This window comes from Citrobacter sp. XT1-2-2, assembly GCF_023516235.1.
GTDB classification, from domain to species: domain Bacteria; phylum Pseudomonadota; class Gammaproteobacteria; order Enterobacterales; family Enterobacteriaceae; genus Citrobacter; species Citrobacter werkmanii.
In genome coordinates, this window is the sequence record NZ_CP097324.1 from 3,404,749 (window position 1) to 3,424,968 (window position 20,220).

Consider the following 20,220-nt stretch of genomic DNA (forward strand, 5'->3'; position numbering starts at 1 on the left):
GAACAGTTTGAACATAGACACTCGCGAAATCACCCTTGAACCCGCAGACAACGCCCGTCTGTTGAGCCTTTGCGGTCCATTTGATGACAACATCAAACAGCTGGAACGTCGCCTCGGCATCGAAATTAACCGTCGGGATAACCACTTTAAGCTGACCGGTCGCCCAATTTGCGTCACCGCTGCGGCTGATATTTTACGCAGCCTGTATGTCGATACCGCCCCAATGCGCGGTCAGACGCAGGACATTGAACCTGAGCAAATTCATCTGGCGATTAAAGAAGCGCGTGTGCTTGAGCAAAGCGCGGACAGCGTGCCGGAATTTGGCAAAGCGGTGAATATCAAAACCAAGCGCGGAGTGATTAAACCGCGTACGCCGAACCAGGCGCAGTACATCGCTAACATCCTCGATCACGACATCACCTTCGGCGTTGGCCCTGCGGGTACGGGTAAAACGTATCTTGCGGTTGCCGCTGCGGTCGATGCGCTTGAGCGCCAGGAGATCCGTCGAATTCTGCTGACCCGTCCGGCAGTGGAAGCCGGCGAAAAACTGGGCTTCCTGCCAGGCGATCTGAGTCAGAAAGTCGATCCCTATTTACGTCCGCTGTATGACGCGCTGTTCGAAATGCTCGGTTTTGAGAAGGTCGAAAAGCTGATCGAGCGTAACGTCATTGAGGTGGCACCGTTGGCCTATATGCGCGGTCGTACCTTAAACGATGCGTTCATCATCCTTGATGAGAGCCAGAACACCACCATCGAACAGATGAAAATGTTCCTGACCCGTATCGGCTTTAACTCCAAAGCGGTCATCACCGGCGATATCACGCAGATTGACCTGCCGCGTAGCACTAAGTCCGGTCTGCGTCATGCCATTGAGGTGCTGGCCGAAGTCGACGAGATTAGTTTTAATTTCTTCCATAGCGAAGACGTGGTTCGCCACCCGGTAGTCGCCCGTATCGTCACGGCGTATGAAGCCTGGGAAGAAGCAGAACAGAAACGAAAAGCCGAGCTGGCAGCGGAACGCAAGCGCGAAGCTCAGGAGCAGGAGCAAAAATGAGTCAGGTTATTCTCGATTTACAGCTGGCATGTGAAGACGAATCTGGTTTACCCACAGAAAGTCAGTTTCAGGGCTGGCTGGATGCGGTAATCCCGCAGTTTCAGGAAGAGTCTGAAGTGACGATTCGCCTGGTTGATGACGCGGAAAGCCACGAGCTGAACCTGACCTATCGCGGGAAAGATAAATCAACCAACGTGCTCTCTTTCCCGTTTGAAGCCCCGCCGGGCATTGAGATGCCACTGCTGGGCGATCTGATCATCTGCCGCCAGGTGGTTGAGAAAGAAGCGCAGGAGCAAGGTAAACCGCTTGAGGCCCACTGGGCGCACATGGTGGTGCACGGTAGCCTGCATTTACTCGGCTACGACCATATCGAAGATGATGAAGCGGAAGAAATGGAATCCCTTGAAACAGAGATTATGCTTGCTCTGGGCTATGAGGATCCGTACATTGCCGAGAAGGAATAAGCCGTCGGGCATCTGCCCGGGCTTCCCATGAAGCCATGCGCTGAGTTTACGCGCATTGAGCGACCTATTAACTAACATGAGAACCCATACGACGCCATGAGCGACGACAATTCACACAGTAGTGACACGTTAACCAGCAAAAAGGGATTTTTTTCCCTGTTACTGAGCCAACTTTTCCACGGTGAACCCAAAAACCGCGACGAACTGTTGGAGCTGATCCGTGATTCCGGGCAGAACGACCTTATCGATGAAGATACGCGAGATATGCTCGAAGGGGTGATGGACATTGCGGACCAGCGCGTTCGCGACATCATGATCCCCCGCTCTCAAATGATTACCCTGAAACGCAACCAGACCCTGGATGAATGCCTCGATGTCATTATCGAGTCAGCCCACTCGCGTTTCCCGGTGATCAGCGAAGACAAAGATCACATTGAAGGGATTCTGATGGCCAAAGATCTGCTGCCGTTTATGCGCAGCGATGCCGAAGCCTTCAGCATGGAGAAAGTGTTACGCCAGGCGGTTGTCGTACCGGAAAGCAAGCGTGTTGACCGCATGCTGAAAGAGTTCCGCTCCCAGCGTTATCATATGGCTATCGTCATCGACGAGTTCGGCGGTGTCTCTGGTCTGGTGACCATTGAGGACATCCTTGAACTGATCGTTGGTGAAATCGAAGATGAGTACGACGAAGAAGACGATATTGATTTCCGTCAGCTCAGTCGCCACACCTGGACCATTCGCGCGCTGGCGCCAATTGAGGACTTCAACGAAGCCTTTGGCACCCACTTTAGCGACGAAGAAGTCGATACCATTGGCGGTCTGGTTATGCAGGCCTTTGGTCATCTTCCCGCTCGTGGGGAGACTATCGACATTGATGGTTACCAGTTCAAAGTGGCAATGGCCGACAGCCGTCGTATTATTCAGGTTCATGTCAGAATTCCGGACGACTCACCCCAGCCCAAACTGGACGAATAAACCCGAAACTGGATCTAAGACTACATGGCATTTGCCTCACTAATTGAACGCCAGCGCATTCGCCTGCTGCTGGCGTTATTATTCGGTGCCTGCGGGACGCTGGCTTTCTCTCCGTATGACATCTGGCCTGCGGCGATCGTATCGCTGATGGGCCTGCAGGCTCTCACCCTCAACCGCCGTCCACTTCAGTCAGCCGCTATCGGCTACTTCTGGGGCCTGGGATTGTTTGGCTCCGGCATTAACTGGGTCTACGTCAGCATCGCGCAGTTTGGCGGTATGCCAGGTCCGGTTAACGTTTTCCTTGTGGTACTGCTTGCCGCCTACCTTTCACTCTATACCGGTCTGTTTGCTGGCGTGTTGTCACGCCTGTGGCCGAAAACAACCTGGCTACGCGTCGCCATTGCCGCGCCGGTTGTCTGGCAGATAACCGAGTTCCTGCGCGGCTGGGTCCTGACCGGCTTTCCGTGGCTGCAGTTTGGTTACAGCCAGATTGACGGCCCGTTAAAAGGGCTGGCGCCGGTGATGGGCGTTGAAGCGATTAACTTCCTGCTGATGATGGTCAGTGGCCTGCTGGCGCTGGCGCTGGTGACGCGCAACTGGAAACCGCTGATTGCTGGCGTGGTGCTTTTCGCTCTGCCCTTCCCGCTGCGCTATATCCAGTGGTATACGCTTGAGCCGGAAAAAACAACTCAGGTTTCGATGGTACAGGGTGACATTCCGCAGTCACTGAAGTGGGATGAGGGTCAGCTACTTAACACGCTGAAAATTTATCTCGACGCCACCCAGCCCGAAATGGGTAAATCACAGCTGATCATCTGGCCGGAGTCCGCTATCCCGGACCTGGAAATTAACCAGCAGCGTTTTTTGAGCATGATGGATGATCTGCTGAAATCGAAAAACAGCACGTTGATTACCGGTATCGTAGACGCGCGGCTGAATAAGCAGAACCGTTACGACACCTACAACACCATCATCACGCTGGGTAAAGACAGCCCGTACAGCTACGACTCCAGTAACCGCTACAATAAAAACCATCTGGTACCGTTTGGCGAGTTTGTCCCGCTGGAATCGATCCTGCGCCCATTAGCGCCGTTCTTTGACCTGCCTATGTCGTCGTTCAGCCGCGGGCCGTATGTGCAGCCACAGTTGCATGCGCACGGCTTTAAGCTGACCGCAGCAATCTGCTACGAAATCATTCTTGGCGAACAGGTTCGTGATAACTTCCGCCCGGATACGGACTATCTGCTCACCATCTCTAACGATGCGTGGTTTGGTAAGTCTATCGGCCCATGGCAGCACTTCCAGATGGCGCGTATGCGTTCCCTGGAACTGGCGCGCCCGCTGCTGCGTAGCACCAACAACGGTATTACGGCGGTGATTGGTCCACAGGGTGAAATTCAGGCGATGATCCCGCAGTTTACCCGCCAGGTTCTGACCACCAGCGTAACGCCAACCACGGGCTTAACCCCGTATGCCCGTACCGGTAACTGGTCGCTATGGCTGCTTACCGCACTGTTTGGCTTTGGCGCGCTGGTAATGAGCCTGCGCCAGCGTCGTAAATAACCTTCCTTCCCCAGGCCGGATAACGATGTGTTTATCCGGCCGACAAACTCCCCTACCTTGCCCATTCTGGCACGTCTATTGCTTTGTTATACAAGGCAAACGCAGTTTTGGCTGAATGTGCAACCTGGTCGCACCAAAGTTGATCTTTGGTAGCACCTGAAACGTGCAACAAGATATTTTTGCCCCCAAATGGTGCGGCGCACTTCGCAAAAATAAACAATAACACAGCAAATTCTTTACATTCATCCAAACTAAATGTTAACAAACATATACAAGACTGCACGTTTAAGTAGCAAACAATAACAACATCACAATGGGTATCAATGCGTCCCTGGCGCAGACGATAAAGGAGTTGGATATGCAATTACGTAAGCTCGCCACTGCCATGCTGGTCATGGGAATGTCCGCCGGTCTGGCGCACGCAGAAGATGCGGCACCAGCGGCAGGCAGCACGCTGGACAAGATCGCCAAAAATGGCGTTATCGTTGTCGGTCACCGTGAATCATCGGTACCGTTTTCTTACTACGATAATCAGCAAAAAGTGGTCGGTTATTCACAGGATTACTCCAACGCCATCGTTGAAGCCGTGAAGAAAAAACTCAACAAGCCTGACCTGCAGGTAAAACTGATCCCGATTACCTCACAGAACCGTATCCCGCTGCTGCAAAACGGTACCTTCGACTTTGAATGTGGTTCCACCACCAACAACGTCGAGCGTCAAAAACAAGCGGCATTCTCTGACACCATTTTCGTTGTCGGCACCCGTCTGCTGGCGAAAAAAGGCGGCGATGTCAAAGATTTCGCTGACCTGAAAGGCAAAGCCGTGGTCGTGACTTCGGGTACCACCTCAGAAGTGCTGCTGCACAAGCTGAACGAAGAACAAAAAATGGACATGCGCATCATCAGCGCGAAAGACCATGGTGACTCTTTCCGTACTCTGGAAAGCGGTCGCGCCGTTGCCTTTATGATGGATGACGCCCTGCTGGCTGGTGAACGCGCGAAGGCGAAGAAACCAGACAACTGGGAGATCGTCGGCAAGCCGCAGTCTCAGGAAGCCTACGGCTGCATGTTGCGTAAAGATGACCCAGAGTTCAAAAAGCTGATGGACGACACGATCGCCAAGGCGCAGACCTCAGGCGAAGCGGAAAAATGGTTTGATAAGTGGTTTAAAAACCCAATTCCACCGAAGAACCTGAACATGAATTTCGAACTGTCAGATGAGATGAAAGCTCTGTTCAAAGAACCGAATGATAAAGCGCTTAACTAACTAAAATAAATGGGAGGCTTCCCCTCCCTCTCGATTGCTACTCGGCACGGACAGACTATAAGCCTGATGGTCGTTCCCCATCAGGCCTGAAAACCGCAAAACGCTGAATAACAATCTTCGAGGGTAGCGCTGCTACCCTTTTTTTTCTGGAGTAGATTTATGTCTATAGACTGGAACTGGGGCATTTTTTTACAACAAGCCCCGTTCGGCAACACCACCTATCTCGGCTGGCTCTGGAGTGGTTTCCAGGTCACGGTCGCGTTATCCATTACGGCCTGGATTATCGCTTTCCTCATCGGTTCTTTATTCGGCATTTTACGTACAGTTCCCAACCGCTTCCTTGCCGGGATCGGCACGCTGTACGTTGAGCTGTTTCGTAACGTTCCGCTCATTGTCCAATTTTTTACCTGGTATCTGGTCATTCCTGAACTGTTACCGGAAAACATTGGTATGTGGTTCAAGTCGGAACTGGATCCCAATATTCAGTTCTTCCTTTCATCCATGCTTTGTCTGGGGCTGTTTACCGCTGCGCGCGTCTGCGAGCAGGTTCGCGCTGCTATTCAGTCTCTGCCTCGTGGACAGAAAAACGCTGCGCTGGCGATGGGGCTGACGTTGCCGCAGGCTTATCGTTATGTTCTGCTGCCAAACGCTTACCGCGTGATTGTTCCGCCAATGACCTCAGAGATGATGAACCTGGTGAAGAACTCCGCGATCGCTTCTACTATCGGCCTGGTCGATATGGCGGCGCAGGCGGGGAAACTGCTGGATTACTCCGCCCACGCCTGGGAATCGTTTACGGCCATTACTCTGGCCTACGTGCTGATTAACGCTGTCATCATGCTGGTGATGAATCTCGTCGAACGCAAGATCCGCCTGCCGGGCAATATGGGAGGCAAATAATGTACGAATTTGACTGGAGTTCTATTGTCCCTTCCCTGCCGTATCTGCTGGATGGGCTGATGATCACGCTGAAAATTACCGTCACGGCGGTCGTCATTGGTATCGTATGGGGAACTATCCTGGCCGTCATGCGTCTGTCCAGCTTCGCGCCGATTGCCTGGTTTGCGAAAGGCTACGTCAACGTATTCCGTTCCATTCCACTGGTGATGGTACTGCTGTGGTTCTACTTGATTGTGCCCGGCTTCCTGCAAAACGTATTGGGTTTGTCGCCAAAGACCGATATTCGCCTGATCTCGGCGATGGTCGCGTTTTCAATGTTTGAAGCCGCGTACTACTCAGAGATTATCCGGGCAGGGATCCAGAGTATTTCTCGCGGGCAGTCCAGCGCCGCGCTGGCGCTGGGGATGACCCACTGGCAGTCGATGAAGCTCATTATTCTGCCGCAGGCCTTCCGCGCGATGGTGCCGCTGCTGCTTACCCAGGGTATCGTACTCTTCCAGGATACCTCGCTGGTCTATGTATTAAGTCTGGCAGACTTCTTCCGTACCGCCTCCACCATTGGCGAGCGTGACGGCACGCAGGTTGAAATGATCCTGTTTGCTGGCGCCGTTTATTTTGTATTCAGTCTGAGCGCATCGTTGTTGGTCAGCTATTTGAAGAAAAGGACAGTTTAATGATTACCCTGAAAAATGTTTCTAAATGGTATGGTCACTTTCAGGTGCTGACCGACTGCTCTACGGAAGTGAAAAAAGGTGAAGTGGTCGTGGTCTGCGGTCCTTCAGGTTCCGGTAAATCCACGCTTATCAAAACCGTGAACGGTCTGGAGCCGGTACAACAGGGCGTCATCACGGTTGATGGCACCGTGGTGAACGACAAAAAAACCGATCTGGCCAAACTGCGCTCCCGTGTGGGCATGGTGTTCCAGCACTTTGAACTGTTTCCACATCTGTCGATCATTGAAAACCTGACGCTGGCGCAGGTAAAAGTGCTGAAACGCGATAAAGCGCCTGCCCGCGCAAAAGCGCAGAAGCTGCTGGAGCGTGTCGGTCTGGCGGCCCATGCCGAAAAGTTTCCGGCTCAGCTCTCCGGGGGACAGCAACAACGTGTCGCCATCGCCCGGGCGCTGTGCATGGATCCCATCGCTATGCTGTTTGACGAACCGACATCTGCGCTTGACCCTGAAATGATCAACGAAGTGCTGGACGTTATGGTTGAACTGGCCAATGAAGGGATGACCATGATGGTGGTTACCCACGAAATGGGCTTTGCGCGGAAAGTGGCGAACCGGGTGATCTTCATGGATGAAGGGAAAATTGTTGAAGACTCACCGAAAGAAGAGTTCTTCGCCAATCCGAAATCGGACCGCGCCAAAGACTTCCTCGCGAAAATCCTGCACTAATCTTGCTGGCGCGCACCGCTATGTGCGCGCCACCTCACGCTTTATCTCTTCACTTCTCGAAACAGGTACAGCCCAGCGTTAACCTTGTCACAAAGTCCCACTTACAAGGAGCAACAATGGCACTTCCTATCCTGTTTGATTGCGATCCAGGTCATGACGACGCTATCGCAATTGTTCTCGCCCTCGCCTCACCTGAACTGGATGTGAAAGCAATCACCTCTTCTGCCGGCAACCAGACGCCCGACAAAACGCTACGTAACGTATTACGCATGTTAACGTTACTCAACCGTACGGATATCCCTGTAGCCGGCGGAGCCGTAAAACCGCTGATGCGCGATCTGATTATTGCCGATAACGTCCACGGTGAGAGTGGGCTGGATGGCCCGGCATTGCCGGAACCCGCTTTCGCTCCTCTGGACTGTACCGCCGTAGAACTGATGGCGAAAACCCTGCATGACAGCCCGGAACCGGTCACGATTGTCTCCACCGGGCCGCAAACTAACGTGGCATTGCTTCTGAACAGCCATCCTGAGCTGCACGCCAAAATCGCCCGTATCGTGATTATGGGCGGTGCGATGGGCCTCGGGAACTGGACGCCCGCGGCGGAATTCAATATCTATGTTGATCCTGAAGCCGCTGAGATCGTATTCCAGTCGGGTATCCCTGTGGTGATGGCAGGTCTGGACGTCACGCATAAAGCGCAAATACATCGTGAAGATACCGAGCGATTCCGCGCTATCGGCAACCCTGTTTCGACGATCGTGGCTGAACTACTCGACTTTTTCTTTGAATATCATAAAGACGAAAAATGGGGATTCATCGGCGCGCCGCTGCACGACCCGTGTACCATTGCCTGGCTGCTGAAACCTGAACTGTTTACTACCGTTGAGCGTTGGGTTGGCGTGGAAACGCAGGGCAAATATACCCAAGGGATGACGGTGGTGGACTACTATTTCCTGAGCGGCAATAAACCTAACGCAACCGTGATGGTGGACGTTGATCGCCAGGGGTTTGTCGATTTGCTGGCAGAACGGCTGAAGTTTTACGCCTAATACACGCCGGATGGCGCTAACGCTTATCCGGCCTACAAAATCGTGCAGTTTGTAGGCCGGATAAGACGCTTCGCGTCGCCATCCGGCAATAAGCGATCACGGCTCAAACGGTCTACGCTGAAACTGGTCATGGCCGCATTTCGGGCATAGCGGCAGTACATCCGGGGTGTATACCGCTAAATGGAAGTGGCACTTCTCGCAGACCAGATTGCCCAGGCCGACCACCTCGCCGCTGTGATAAACCCCATGATGGCTAAGATCCTGGAACACTTCGCGCCATTCGAGCTGCGTTTTATCAGTAATATCGGCCAGTTCCTGCCAGATGCTCTCTTTGATAACCCGCATAAAGACGCTGTCAGTCTCTTCATCGAGACTCTCTTCATAACTCAATGCAAACTCTTCCAGGTCGCGTCTGACGGCCCGGGTGACCTCTTCCACCTCGGTTCGCGTTAACTCCCCGGTCTGCATAACTCGCTGACGCGCCTGCTCCACCAGCGCATCAATATCGCGTTCGCCGTTACGCAGGCGTTCGCTCAGTGAAGCCACCAGTTCACGGTAATATTGAGCAACCTTGTTCATCACTTCACCTCCTGGGTCGTTAACTGTCTATAATAATAGACGTTATTTACGCTACGCTTTGCAAGACTGTCCACAGAGTGTGTAAATTCGTGCAAGAATTATCCTTGCGGGAATTCAACGCTGAATGCGCGAAAGGCTGTTTTGGCGCGGGCGTTTGGGCTATGCTATGCGGATCTGAAACACCACATCTAGAGCTACGTTTGTAGCTGTATTGAAAACAGGACCACTGGCTGCCATGCAAGAGCAATACCGCCCGGAAGAGATAGAATCCAAAGTACAGCTTCACTGGGATGAGAAGCGCACATTTGAAGTGACCGAAGACGAGAGCAAAGAGAAGTATTACTGCCTGTCTATGCTTCCCTATCCTTCTGGTCGACTACACATGGGCCACGTACGTAACTACACCATCGGTGACGTGATCGCCCGCTACCAGCGTATGCTGGGCAAAAACGTACTGCAGCCCATTGGCTGGGATGCGTTCGGTCTGCCTGCGGAAGGCGCTGCGGTTAAAAACAACACCGCTCCGGCACCGTGGACGTACGACAACATCGCCTACATGAAAAACCAGCTCAAAATGCTGGGCTTTGGTTATGACTGGAGCCGCGAGCTGGCGACCTGCACCCCGGAATACTACCGTTGGGAACAGAAGTTCTTCACCGAGCTGTATAAAAAAGGCCTGGTATATAAGAAAACCTCTGCAGTCAACTGGTGCCCGAACGATCAGACCGTTCTTGCCAACGAGCAGGTTATCGACGGCTGCTGCTGGCGTTGCGATACCAAAGTTGAGCGTAAAGAGATCCCGCAGTGGTTCATTAAAATCACCGCTTACGCTGACGAACTGCTGCGCGATCTGGATAACCTGGATCACTGGCCGGACACCGTTAAGACTATGCAGCGCAACTGGATCGGTCGTTCTGAAGGTGTGGAAATCACCTTCGACGTGAACGGTTACGACAACACGCTGACCGTCTATACCACCCGTCCGGACACCTTTATGGGTGCGACCTACCTGGCCGTTGCCGCAGGTCATCCGCTGGCGCAGAAAGCCGCCGCGAACAACCCTGAACTGGCGGCCTTCATTGACGAATGCCGCAACACCAAGGTTGCTGAAGCCGAAATGGCGACCATGGAGAAGAAAGGCGTCGACACTGGCTTTAAAGCCGTTCACCCGCTGACTGGCGAAGAGATCCCGGTTTGGGCGGCAAACTTTGTCCTGATGGAATACGGCACTGGCGCAGTGATGGCCGTTCCGGGTCACGATCAGCGCGACTACGAATTTGCCACCAAATATGGCCTGACCATCAAGCCGGTCATTCTGACCGCCGAAGGCGCAGAGCCGGATCTGTCGGAACAAGCTCTGACCGAAAAAGGCGTGCTGTTTAACTCCGGTGAGTTCGATGGCCTCGACTTCGAAGCTGCCTTCAACGCCGTTGCTGACAAGCTGGTCGCAAAAGGCGTGGGTGAGCGTAAAGTTAACTATCGTCTGCGCGACTGGGGCGTTTCCCGTCAGCGTTACTGGGGCGCGCCGATTCCGATGGTGACGCTGGAAGACGGTACCGTGCTGCCGACACCAGAAGATCAACTGCCGGTTATTCTGCCGGAAGACGTGGTCATGGACGGTATCACCAGCCCGATCAAAGCCGATCCTGAGTGGGCGAAAACCACCATTAACGGCATGCCTGCGCTGCGTGAGACCGACACCTTCGATACCTTTATGGAGTCCTCCTGGTACTACGCGCGTTATACCTGCCCGCAGTACAACGAAGGCATGTTGGATCCAGAGGCCGCTAACTACTGGCTGCCAGTTGATATCTACATTGGCGGTATCGAACACGCCATCATGCACCTGCTCTACTTCCGCTTCTTCCATAAGCTGATGCGCGACGCGGGCATGGTCAACTCTGACGAACCGGCTAAACAACTGCTGTGTCAGGGCATGGTGCTGGCTGATGCGTTCTATTACGTCGGCGCTAACGGCGAGCGTAACTGGGTTTCTCCGGTTGATGCCATCGTTGAACGCGACGAAAAAGGTCGTATCGTGAAGGCGAAGGACGCCGAAGGTCATGAACTGGTGTATACCGGCATGAGCAAGATGTCCAAGTCCAAAAACAACGGCATCGACCCGCAGGTGATGGTTGAGCGTTACGGCGCGGACACCGTGCGTCTGTTTATGATGTTCGCCTCTCCGGCTGACATGACCCTGGAATGGCAGGAATCCGGCGTTGAAGGGGCTAACCGCTTCCTGAAACGTGTCTGGAAACTGGTTTACGAGCATACTTCTAAAGGTGATGTTGCTGCCCTGAACGTTGCTGCTCTGAGCGAAGATCAAAAAGCGCTGCGTCGCGACGTACACAAAACTATCGCTAAAGTCACCGATGATATCGGTCGTCGTCAGACCTTTAACACCGCAATTGCGGCGATTATGGAACTGATGAACAAGCTGGCGAAAGCGCCGCAGGAAGACGAGCAGGACCGCGCCCTGATGCAGGAAGCGTTGCTGGCCGTTGTGCGTATGCTTAACCCGTTCACCCCACACGTTTGCTTCACCCTGTGGCAGGCGCTGAAAGGCGAAGGCGATATCGATAACGCACCGTGGCCAGTAGCTGACGAAAGCGCTATGGTTGAAGACTCAACGCTGGTTGTCGTTCAGGTTAACGGTAAAGTACGTGGCAAAATCACCGTTCCGGTAAACGCCACCGAAGAACAGGTTCGTGAACGTGCTGGCCAGGAACACCTGGTGGCAAAATATCTTGATGGCGTTACCGTGCGTAAAGTGATTTACGTACCGGGTAAACTCCTCAATCTGGTCGTTGGCTAAGCGCGGGAGGAAGCGTGCGACTTCTGACAACATTGTTGTTATCTCTGGCGGTGCTGGTCACCGCCGGGTGTGGTTGGCATCTGCGTAGTACTACGCAGGTTCCACCCTCAATGAAAACCATGATCCTGAACTCTGGCGATCCGAATGGCCCATTAAGCCGCGCGGTGCGTAATCAGCTGCGTCTGAACGGCGTTACGCTGCTTGAAGACGGTACCATGCGCAAAGATGTGACGTCCTTACGCCTTGGCGCGGTCAGCCTATCACAGGATACAGCGTCGGTATTCCAGAATGGTCAAACGGCTGAATACCAGATGGTGATGTCCGTAAGCGCTACCGTACTGATTCCGGGACATGATATTTACCCCATCAGCGCCAAAGTTTATCGTTCGTTCTTTGACAACCCACAGGCTGCACTGGCGAAGGATAACGAGCAGGACATGATCATCAAAGAGATGTACGACAAAGCGGCAGAACAGTTGATTCGTAAGCTGCCAAGCGTACATTTGGCCGATACTCAGTCATCCAGTGTGGATGCTGAGCCAGCAGCGACGAAACCTGCAGCGCCTGCGTCATCTCCGGCGCGTGTTTCCTCCACGCTGGGTAACTGATGCTCAAGCTGTACCCTGAACAACTCCGCGCACAGCTCAATGAAGGGCTGCGCACGGCGTATTTACTACTGGGCAACGATCCCCTTTTATTGCAGGAAAGCCAGGATGCCATCCGTCTGGCTGCCGCAACGCAAGGATTCGAAGAACACCACGCTTTTACTCTGGACACCAGCACCGACTGGGGAGAAATATTTTCACTCTGCCAGGCGATGAGCCTGTTTGCCAGCCGTCAAACGCTACTCCTGCAGTTGCCTGAAAATGGCCCCAATGCCGCCATTAACGAACAACTCGCTTCGCTCATCACTCTGCTTCATGACGATCTGCTGCTGATTGTTCGCGGCAACAAACTGACTAAGGCGCAGGAAAACGGCGCATGGTATACCGGGCTGGCGAATAACGCGGTTCAGGTTAGCTGCCAGACGCCGGAACAAGCACAGCTCCCACGCTGGGTTGCCGCGAGAGCGAAACTTAACAACCTGCAACTGGATGACGCAGCCAATCAGCTATTATGCTATTGCTATGAAGGTAACCTGTTAGCACTGGCGCAAGCCCTTGAGCGGTTAGCGTTGCTGTGGCCTGATGGCAAACTCACGCTGCCTCGCGTAGAGAAAGCCGTTAACGATGCCGCGCACTTTACCCCATTCCACTGGGTGGATGCGCTGCTGATGGGCAAAAGCAAGCGCGCGCTGCACATCCTGCAACAGTTACGCCTTGAGGGCAGCGAGCCGGTTATTTTACTGCGTACGATACAGCGCGAATTGCTGTTGCTGGTCAACCTGAAACGGCAGTCGGCCCATACGCCCTTACGCACGTTGTTTGATAAACATCGTGTGTGGCAAAATCGCCGTGGCATGATGGGAGACGCGCTTAACCGGCTAAATCCGGCACAGCTGCGTCAGGCCGTGACGCTGTTAACGCGTACGGAAATTACGCTTAAACAAGACTATGGTCAGTCAGTGTGGGCGGAACTTGAGGGACTTTCCCTTTTGCTCTGCCATAAATCGCTGGCCGATGTTTTTATTGATGGTTGATATGAAATCATTGCAGGCTCTGTTCGGCGGCACCTTTGATCCGGTGCATTATGGTCATCTTAAACCGGTTGAAATTCTGGCTAATCTGATTGGCCTTTCCCGGGTCATCATCATGCCCAATAACGTGCCGCCACATCGCGCGCAACCCGAAGCGTCCGGCGAGCAACGTAAGCGCATGGTTGAACTGGCCATTGCTGATAAGCCGCTGTTTTCTCTGGATGAACGCGAACTCAAACGCGATACCGCCTCCTACACCGCGCAAACGCTACAAGAGTGGCGTGAAGAGCAAGGTCCGGATGTGCCGTTAGCGTTTATTATTGGTCAGGACTCGCTGCTTACCTTTCCGTCCTGGCATGACTACGACACGATTTTGGGTAACACGCATCTTATTGTGTGCCGACGCCCGGGCTACCCACTCGAGATGGCGCAGGAAAAGCACCAGCAGTGGCTGGAGGATCATCTGACCCATTCGCCGGAAGACCTGCACAACCTGCCCTGCGGGAAAATTTACCTGGCCGAAACGCCGTGGTTTAACATCTCCGCCACGCTGATCCGCGAGCGCCTGGAAAAAGGCGAGCCGTGCGACGACTTACTGCCAGGCGCTGTGCTTGACTATATCAATCAACAAGGGTTGTACCGCTAAGCGCCTTGCGTAATGCCGCCAGCAGTCGGTTATTCTCTTCCATGCTGCGAACGGCTACGCGATAATAGCGCGTATCCAGCCCCGGATAGTTAGCGCAACTGCGGATCAAAACATGTTGTTCGAGCATGGCGCGTTGCAGATCAACATCCGCCCGATCGCAGCGTAATAAACGATAATTTGCCCGGCCGGGATACACCGTCAGGCCGGACAGTTCTTGCAACTGTTGATCAAACCGCGCGCCCTCTTGCTCCAGCCATTTCCACGTCGCCTGCTGATAGGCGCTATCGCGTAAAATAATCTCGCCTGCAAGGGCTGCAAACGCATTAATTGACCACGGCATTTGTTGGCTACGCATCTGTGCAACGGCGTGCTGGTTACTGTTGACCAGATACCCCAAACGCAATCCCGGTATCGCATAGAATTTAGTCAACGAGCGCAGCACCCAAATATGTGGATTCCCGTGCAGCAGCGGGATAAATCCCGGCTCACCGGCAATAAAATCAATAAACGCCTCATCAAGGATCAGATTGATCCCAAGCCGTTCACAACGGGTGGCGATCACACGTAGCAGGTGGTTATCTGGCAGTAAGCCGGTGGGATTGTTAGGCGTACAGAGAAACAGGCAGTCCAGCTCAGAGGTTAACGCATCAAGAATCGCCTCGGTAAGCTGCCAGCCATCCTGTTCACGCAGCGCAAATTCATGAATCGCACACTCCCCCCATTGCAACGCCCGACGATATTCCGCAAATCCGGGCGTAACGATCATCGCATGTCGTGGCTTAAGGCCATGCACCAGGGTAAAAATAGACTCGGTCTCGCCGTTTCCGGCCAGGATCCACGAGGCCGGGATCTGATGATGATCCGCCAGCGCCGCATGCAATTGAGCGTAATCGACATCCGGGTAACGCTCCGCGCAGTCCAGATTGTCGATAATCGCGCGTTTTAAACTTGCCGGCATACCCAGCGGGTTAATATTCGCGCTAAAATCCAGCAATTGTTCAGGCGAGATACCCAACAATTCGGCGGCTTCTCGGGTATTACCACCATGCGCGCTCTTCAATAAAGACATCGTGCCGCTCCACGTAAAAAAGGGTATTTTAGTGAAAAAACTCTGCGCAATCAGGGCAAACATCATATTTTGTGCGAATAGCTTCACGAGGAAAACATGAGACTCTGGTTAGTACGGCATGGCGAAACCGACGCCAATGTCGCCGGATTATACAGCGGCCACGCCCCCACCTCGCTAACGGAGCGGGGGATCGCACAGGCGCAAACAGTGGGCAAGCTATTACGCAATCTTCCTGTCGACAATGTTCTTTGCAGCGAACTCGAACGCGCCCGCCATACAACCCGGTTGATCTTAGGCGATCGCGACCTCCCTGTGCGCATTATGCCTGAACTGAATGAGATGTTTTTTGGTGACTGGGAAATGCGCCACCATCGCGATTTAGCGCGCGAAGACGCTGAAAATTACGCCTTATGGTGTAATGACTGGCAGAACGCAACGCCAACGAATGGCGAAGGCTTTCAGGCATTTTCTCAGCGGGTTGAACGCTTCATTGCCCAACTTGCCGATTATAAAGCGTGTCAAAACCTGCTGGTGGTGAGTCATCAGGGCGTGCTGAGCGTGTTGATCGCCCGCCTGCTGTCCATGCCGGCTGCGGCAATGTGGCATTTCCGCGTCGAACAAGGCTGCTGGAGCGCAATAGATTTATGTGACGATTTCGCGGTTTTGAAAGTGCTTAACAGCCGGGCCGTATGGCACGACGGGGAGTGAATGCGCGGTTTTTTCTGCCGAAGGGCCTCTCTCCCATTGACACCCCCTGACAGGCTGTTATCCTCCGCAACCTGACTTTTCCCGCCCTTCAGAGCTTTGCAGAAATTGTTTTACAAAAATGGCGATGCATTCTGTGGCGTGGGGTGGGATGATAGCGCACTTCAAAAGCGCTTTCGGAGACATTTGTCCCGATATCGCCTCTGGTTCAGGTATACTAACAGACGTTTTTAACTCTTTTCACCCAGGGGGAACACTTGCAGGGTAAAGCACTCCAGGATTTTGTAATCGACAAAATTGATGACCTGAAAGGTCAAGACATCATCGCCTTAGACGTTCAGGGTAAATCCAGTATCACTGATTGCATGATTATCTGCACCGGTACATCCAGCCGTCACGTTATGTCTATCGCAGATCACGTTGTTCAGGAGTCCCGCACTGCCGGCCTGCTGCCGCTCGGCGTGGAAGGCGAGAACGTCGCTGACTGGATCGTCGTTGACCTCGGCGATGTGATTGTCCACGTGATGCAGGAAGAAAGCCGTCGCCTGTATGAACTGGAAAAACTCTGGAGTTAATGCGTGAAGCTGCAACTTGTCGCTGTGGGTACGAAAATGCCTGACTGGGTACAAACCGGATTTACCGAATATCTGCGTCGGTTTCCGAAAGATATGCCCTTTGAGCTGATCGAAATCCCGGCAGGAAAACGCGGCAAGAACGCGGACATTAAACGCATTCTCGACAAAGAGGGTGAGCAGATGCTGGCCGCCGCAGGCAAAAACCGCATCGTCACCCTTGATATTCCGGGCAAACCCTGGGACACGCCGCAACTGGCGACCGAACTGGAGCGCTGGAAACTGGACGGTCGTGACGTCAGTCTGCTGATCGGCGGGCCGGAAGGTCTTTCTCCCGCCTGTAAAGCCGCGGCGGAACAAAGCTGGTCACTCTCTGCATTAACCCTACCTCACCCTCTTGTTCGGGTTCTGGTCGCAGAGAGTCTGTACAGGGCGTGGAGCATTACCACCAACCATCCTTATCACCGTGAGTGATCATTGATTCTTGAGTAGATTAAGCAGCGGATGAAACTACAGAATTCTTTTCGCGACTATTCGGCTGAGTCCGCGCTGTTTGTGCGCCGGGCGCTGGTGGCTTTTTTGGGGATTTTGCTGCTGACCGGCGTGCTGATCGCCAACCTGTATAATCTGCAAATCGTTCGCTTTACTGATTATCAGACCCGTTCGAACGAAAACCGCATTAAACTGGTACCCATTCCTCCCAGTCGCGGCATTATTTATGACCGTAACGGAATTCCGCTTGCCCTTAACCGCACCATTTATCAGATTGAAATGATGCCGGAGAAGGTAGACAACATTCAGGATACGCTCGACGCGCTGCGCAACGTCGTAGACCTGACGGATGACGATATTGCCGCGTTTAAAAAAGAGCGCGCCCGTTCACACCGCTTCACCTCTATTCCGGTAAAAACCAACCTGACGGAAGTTCAGGTCGCACGGTTTGCCGTAAATCAATATCGCTTTCCTGGCGTTGAAGTTAAAGGCTATAAACGCCGCTATTACCCTTACGGTTCCGCCCTGACCCACGTGATTGGATACGTATCGAAGATCAACGATAAAGACGTGGACCGCCTGGACAAAGACGGCAAACTGGCTAACTACGCTGCGACGCATGATATTGGTAAGCTCGGTATTGAACGTTACTATGAAGACGTACTGCATGGGCAGACCGGCTATGAAGAAGTTGAAGTCAACAACCGCGGTCGTGTCATTCGTCAGTTGAAAGAGGTCGCGCCGCAGGCCGGGCATGATATTTACCTCACGTTGGATTTGAAGCTCCAGCAGTATATTGAAACGCTGCTGGCGGGTAGCCGCGCCGCCGTGGTGGTCACCGACCCGCGTACCGGTGGCGTTCTGGCGCTGGTCTCCATGCCAAGCTACGACCCGAACCTGTTTGTGGATGGCATCTCCAGTAAAGATTACTCCGGGTTGCTCAATGATCCGAATACCCCATTGGTTAACCGCGCCACGCAAGGCGTTTATCCTCCGGCGTCGACGGTTAAGCCTTACGTGGCGGTTTCTGCGTTAAGCGCGGGCGTCATCACCCGCAATACCGGTCTGTTCGATCCGGGCTGGTGGCAGTTACCCGGCTCTGAGAAACGTTACCGCGACTGGAAAAAATGGGGTCACGGCCACCTGAACATTACCCGCTCCCTGGAAGAGTCCGCGGATACGTTTTTCTATCAGATCGCCTATGATATGGGGATAGACCGGCTTTCCGAGTGGATGAGCAAGTTTGGCTATGGCCAATATACGGGTATCGATCTTGCCGAAGAACGTTCCGGGAACATGCCAACCCGTGAATGGAAGCAAAAACGGTTTAAAAAGCCGTGGTACCAGGGTGATACCATTCCGGTCGGCATCGGTCAGGGTTACTGGACGGCAACCCCTATCCAGATGAGTAAAGCGCTGATGATCCTTATCAACGACGGTTTGGTAAAAGTCCCGCATCTACTGATGAGCACGGCAGAAAATGGCAAGCAAGTGCCATGGGTTCAGCCGCACGAACCGCCCGTTGGCGATATTCATTCCGGTTACTGGGAAATCGCCAAAGACGGTATGTACGGTGTCGCTAACCGCCCTAACGGGACTGCACATAAATATTTCGCTGGCGCGCCTTACAAAATTGCGGCGAAATCCGGTACCGCACAGGTCTTTGGCCTGAAAGCGAATGAAACCTATAACGCGCATAAGATCGCCGAACGTTTACGTGACCACAAGTTAATGACGGCCTTCGCACCCTATGATAAACCCCAGGTCGCTGTCGCCATGATCCTTGAAAACGGCGGCGCGGGTCCGGCTGTGGGGACGATTATGCGCCAGATCCTTGACCACATTATGTTGGGCGACAACAACACCAATCTGCCTGCGGAAAACCCAGCGGTTGCAGCAGCTGAGGACCAATAATCGTGACGGATAATCCGAACAAAAAAACATTTTGGGACAAAATCCACATCGATCCCACAATGTTGCTTATTTTGCTGGCTCTGCTGGTCTACAGCTCGCTGGTCATCTGGAGCGCCAGCGGCCAGGATATTGGCATGATGGAGCGTAAGGTCGGCCAGATCGCGATGGGTCTGGTCATCATGGTGGTGATGGCGCAAATTCCCCCCAGGGTTTATGAAGGTTGGGCGCCCTATCTCTATATCTTCTGTATCATTCTGTTGGTGGCGGTTGACGCCTTCGGCGCTATTTCCAAAGGCGCTCAGCGCTGGCTGGATTTGGGTATCGTGCGCTTTCAGCCTTCTGAAATCGCCAAGATTGCCGTGCCGCTGATGGTCGCGCGCTTCATCAACCGCGACGTCTGCCCGCCATCGCTAAAAAATACCGCGATTGCGCTGGTGCTGATTTTTATGCCCACGCTGCTGGTTGCCGCTCAGCCTGACCTCGGCACCTCAATTCTGGTTGCCCTTTCTGGTCTGTTTGTCCTGTTCCTTTCCGGTTTAAGCTGGCGTTTAATCGGTGTGGCAGTAGTTTTGGTCGCCGCGTTTATTCCGATACTGTGGTTCTTCCTGATGCATGACTACCAGCGTCAGCGCGTCATGATGTTACTTGATCCAGAAACCGATCCGCTGGGCGCGGGCTATCACATTATTCAGTCTAAAATTGCTATTGGTTCCGGCGGATTACGCGGTAAAGGCTGGCTGCACGGTACGCAGTCGCAGCTTGAGTTTTTACCCGAACGCCACACTGACTTTATCTTCGCAGTCTTAGCGGAAGAGCTGGGTCTGGTGGGAATCCTGATTTTGCTGACGCTGTACATTTTGCTGATTATGCGCGGGTTGTGGATCGCTGCTCGCGCACAAACCACCTTTGGTCGCGTCATGGCGGGTGGTTTAATGTTGATATTATTCGTTTATGTCTTCGTAAATATTGGTATGGTGAGCGGTATTCTACCTGTGGTTGGGGTTCCACTCCCATTGGTCAGTTACGGAGGCTCGGCACTGATCGTGCTGATGGCCGGGTTCGGGATTGTTATGTCGATCCACACCCATAGAAAAATGTTGTCGAAAAGCGTGTAA

The 20,220-nt window shown here is 53.3% G+C and carries 20 protein-coding genes; 18 read left to right on the forward strand and 2 right to left on the reverse strand.

Features of this window, described 5'->3' with window-relative positions; translation table 11 throughout:
* Nucleotides 1-7 precede the first annotated feature (7 nt).
* The 9 genes from M4I31_RS16310 to rihA all read left to right on the forward strand — a co-directional run bounded on the left by M4I31_RS16310 (nucleotide 8) and on the right by rihA (nucleotide 8,674).
* Nucleotides 8-1,054 (forward strand): PhoH family protein, encoded by a 1,047-nt coding sequence (locus M4I31_RS16310; protein WP_019076268.1) that lies wholly within the window; start codon nucleotides 8-10, stop codon nucleotides 1,052-1,054.
* On the forward strand, nucleotides 1,051-1,518 hold the full coding sequence (gene ybeY / locus M4I31_RS16315; RefSeq protein ID WP_003835559.1) for an rRNA maturation RNase YbeY: 468 nt from the start codon (nucleotides 1,051-1,053) through the stop codon (nucleotides 1,516-1,518). The genes M4I31_RS16310 and ybeY overlap by 4 nt, the downstream gene beginning before the upstream one ends.
* Nucleotides 1,519-1,614: 96 nt before the next feature.
* Complete coding sequence (gene corC, locus M4I31_RS16320; protein ID WP_038638785.1) at nucleotides 1,615-2,493, forward strand: CNNM family magnesium/cobalt transport protein CorC; 879 nt, start codon at nucleotides 1,615-1,617, stop codon at nucleotides 2,491-2,493.
* A gap of 24 nt (nucleotides 2,494-2,517) precedes the next feature.
* Nucleotides 2,518-4,056 (forward strand): apolipoprotein N-acyltransferase, encoded by a 1,539-nt coding sequence (lnt, locus tag M4I31_RS16325; RefSeq protein WP_085047512.1) that lies wholly within the window; start codon nucleotides 2,518-2,520, stop codon nucleotides 4,054-4,056.
* A 358-nt stretch (nucleotides 4,057-4,414) separates the two neighbouring features.
* Complete coding sequence (gene gltI / locus M4I31_RS16330) at nucleotides 4,415-5,323, forward strand: glutamate/aspartate ABC transporter substrate-binding protein GltI (RefSeq protein WP_003022762.1); 909 nt, start codon at nucleotides 4,415-4,417, stop codon at nucleotides 5,321-5,323.
* A gap of 159 nt (nucleotides 5,324-5,482) precedes the next feature.
* Complete coding sequence (gltJ, locus tag M4I31_RS16335) at nucleotides 5,483-6,223, forward strand: glutamate/aspartate ABC transporter permease GltJ (protein WP_038638776.1); 741 nt, start codon at nucleotides 5,483-5,485, stop codon at nucleotides 6,221-6,223.
* The gene (gltK, locus tag M4I31_RS16340; protein WP_038638772.1) at nucleotides 6,223-6,897 is read left to right on the forward strand and encodes a glutamate/aspartate ABC transporter permease GltK; all 675 of its coding nucleotides are present in this window, start codon (nucleotides 6,223-6,225) and stop codon (nucleotides 6,895-6,897) included. The genes gltJ and gltK overlap by 1 nt, the downstream gene beginning before the upstream one ends.
* A complete protein-coding gene (gene gltL, locus M4I31_RS16345; protein ID WP_000631392.1) occupies nucleotides 6,897-7,622 on the forward strand; it encodes a glutamate/aspartate ABC transporter ATP-binding protein GltL in 726 nt (241 codons plus the stop codon). Before gltK ends, gltL begins: the two co-directional genes overlap by 1 nt.
* Before the next feature lie 116 nt (nucleotides 7,623-7,738).
* On the forward strand, nucleotides 7,739-8,674 hold the full coding sequence (gene rihA / locus M4I31_RS16350; protein ID WP_085047514.1) for a pyrimidine-specific ribonucleoside hydrolase RihA: 936 nt from the start codon (nucleotides 7,739-7,741) through the stop codon (nucleotides 8,672-8,674).
* Nucleotides 8,675-8,770: 96 nt separating this feature from the next.
* Here rihA and M4I31_RS16355 read toward each other — a convergent pair whose 3' ends face one another.
* Nucleotides 8,771-9,253: a zinc ribbon-containing protein gene (locus tag M4I31_RS16355; protein ID WP_006685521.1), complete on the reverse strand. Its 483-nt coding sequence runs from the start codon at nucleotides 9,251-9,253 to the stop codon at nucleotides 8,771-8,773.
* A gap of 235 nt (nucleotides 9,254-9,488) precedes the next feature.
* Here M4I31_RS16355 and leuS point away from each other — a divergent pair, with 235 nt between their 5' ends.
* The 4 genes from leuS to nadD are packed head-to-tail and all read left to right on the forward strand — an operon-like array spanning nucleotide 9,489 to nucleotide 14,353.
* Nucleotides 9,489-12,071 (forward strand): leucine--tRNA ligase, encoded by a 2,583-nt coding sequence (gene leuS / locus M4I31_RS16360; RefSeq protein WP_087857134.1) that lies wholly within the window; start codon nucleotides 9,489-9,491, stop codon nucleotides 12,069-12,071.
* A 14-nt stretch (nucleotides 12,072-12,085) separates the two neighbouring features.
* Nucleotides 12,086-12,679 (forward strand): LPS assembly lipoprotein LptE, encoded by a 594-nt coding sequence (gene lptE, locus M4I31_RS16365; RefSeq protein ID WP_085047516.1) that lies wholly within the window; start codon nucleotides 12,086-12,088, stop codon nucleotides 12,677-12,679.
* Nucleotides 12,679-13,710 carry a DNA polymerase III subunit delta gene (gene holA / locus M4I31_RS16370; RefSeq protein WP_085047517.1) on the forward strand — a complete coding sequence of 344 codons (1,032 nt, stop codon included), beginning with the start codon at nucleotides 12,679-12,681 and terminating at the stop codon, nucleotides 13,708-13,710. The genes lptE and holA overlap by 1 nt, the downstream gene beginning before the upstream one ends.
* 1 nt (nucleotide 13,711) lies before the next feature.
* Nucleotides 13,712-14,353 (forward strand): nicotinate-nucleotide adenylyltransferase, encoded by a 642-nt coding sequence (gene nadD / locus M4I31_RS16375; protein WP_087857163.1) that lies wholly within the window; start codon nucleotides 13,712-13,714, stop codon nucleotides 14,351-14,353.
* Here nadD and cobD read toward each other — a convergent pair.
* Complete coding sequence (gene cobD / locus M4I31_RS16380; RefSeq protein ID WP_085047518.1) at nucleotides 14,328-15,422, reverse strand: threonine-phosphate decarboxylase CobD; 1,095 nt, start codon at nucleotides 15,420-15,422, stop codon at nucleotides 14,328-14,330. The genes nadD and cobD overlap by 26 nt on opposite strands.
* 96 nt (nucleotides 15,423-15,518) lie before the next feature.
* Between cobD and M4I31_RS16385 the strand changes: the two genes are divergently transcribed.
* From M4I31_RS16385 to mrdB, 5 genes are all read left to right on the forward strand, one after another.
* The gene (locus tag M4I31_RS16385; RefSeq protein ID WP_085047519.1) at nucleotides 15,519-16,130 is read left to right on the forward strand and encodes an adenosylcobalamin/alpha-ribazole phosphatase; all 612 of its coding nucleotides are present in this window, start codon (nucleotides 15,519-15,521) and stop codon (nucleotides 16,128-16,130) included.
* Between the two features lie 254 nt (nucleotides 16,131-16,384).
* The gene (rsfS, locus tag M4I31_RS16390; protein WP_003022728.1) at nucleotides 16,385-16,702 is read left to right on the forward strand and encodes a ribosome silencing factor; all 318 of its coding nucleotides are present in this window, start codon (nucleotides 16,385-16,387) and stop codon (nucleotides 16,700-16,702) included.
* A gap of 3 nt (nucleotides 16,703-16,705) precedes the next feature.
* On the forward strand, nucleotides 16,706-17,173 hold the full coding sequence (rlmH, locus tag M4I31_RS16395; RefSeq protein ID WP_003022725.1) for a 23S rRNA (pseudouridine(1915)-N(3))-methyltransferase RlmH: 468 nt from the start codon (nucleotides 16,706-16,708) through the stop codon (nucleotides 17,171-17,173).
* Between the two features lie 30 nt (nucleotides 17,174-17,203).
* Nucleotides 17,204-19,105 carry a peptidoglycan DD-transpeptidase MrdA gene (gene mrdA / locus M4I31_RS16400; RefSeq protein ID WP_006685528.1) on the forward strand — a complete coding sequence of 634 codons (1,902 nt, stop codon included), beginning with the start codon at nucleotides 17,204-17,206 and terminating at the stop codon, nucleotides 19,103-19,105.
* A 2-nt stretch (nucleotides 19,106-19,107) separates the two neighbouring features.
* Nucleotides 19,108-20,220 carry a peptidoglycan glycosyltransferase MrdB gene (mrdB, locus tag M4I31_RS16405; protein WP_006685529.1) on the forward strand — a complete coding sequence of 371 codons (1,113 nt, stop codon included), beginning with the start codon at nucleotides 19,108-19,110 and terminating at the stop codon, nucleotides 20,218-20,220.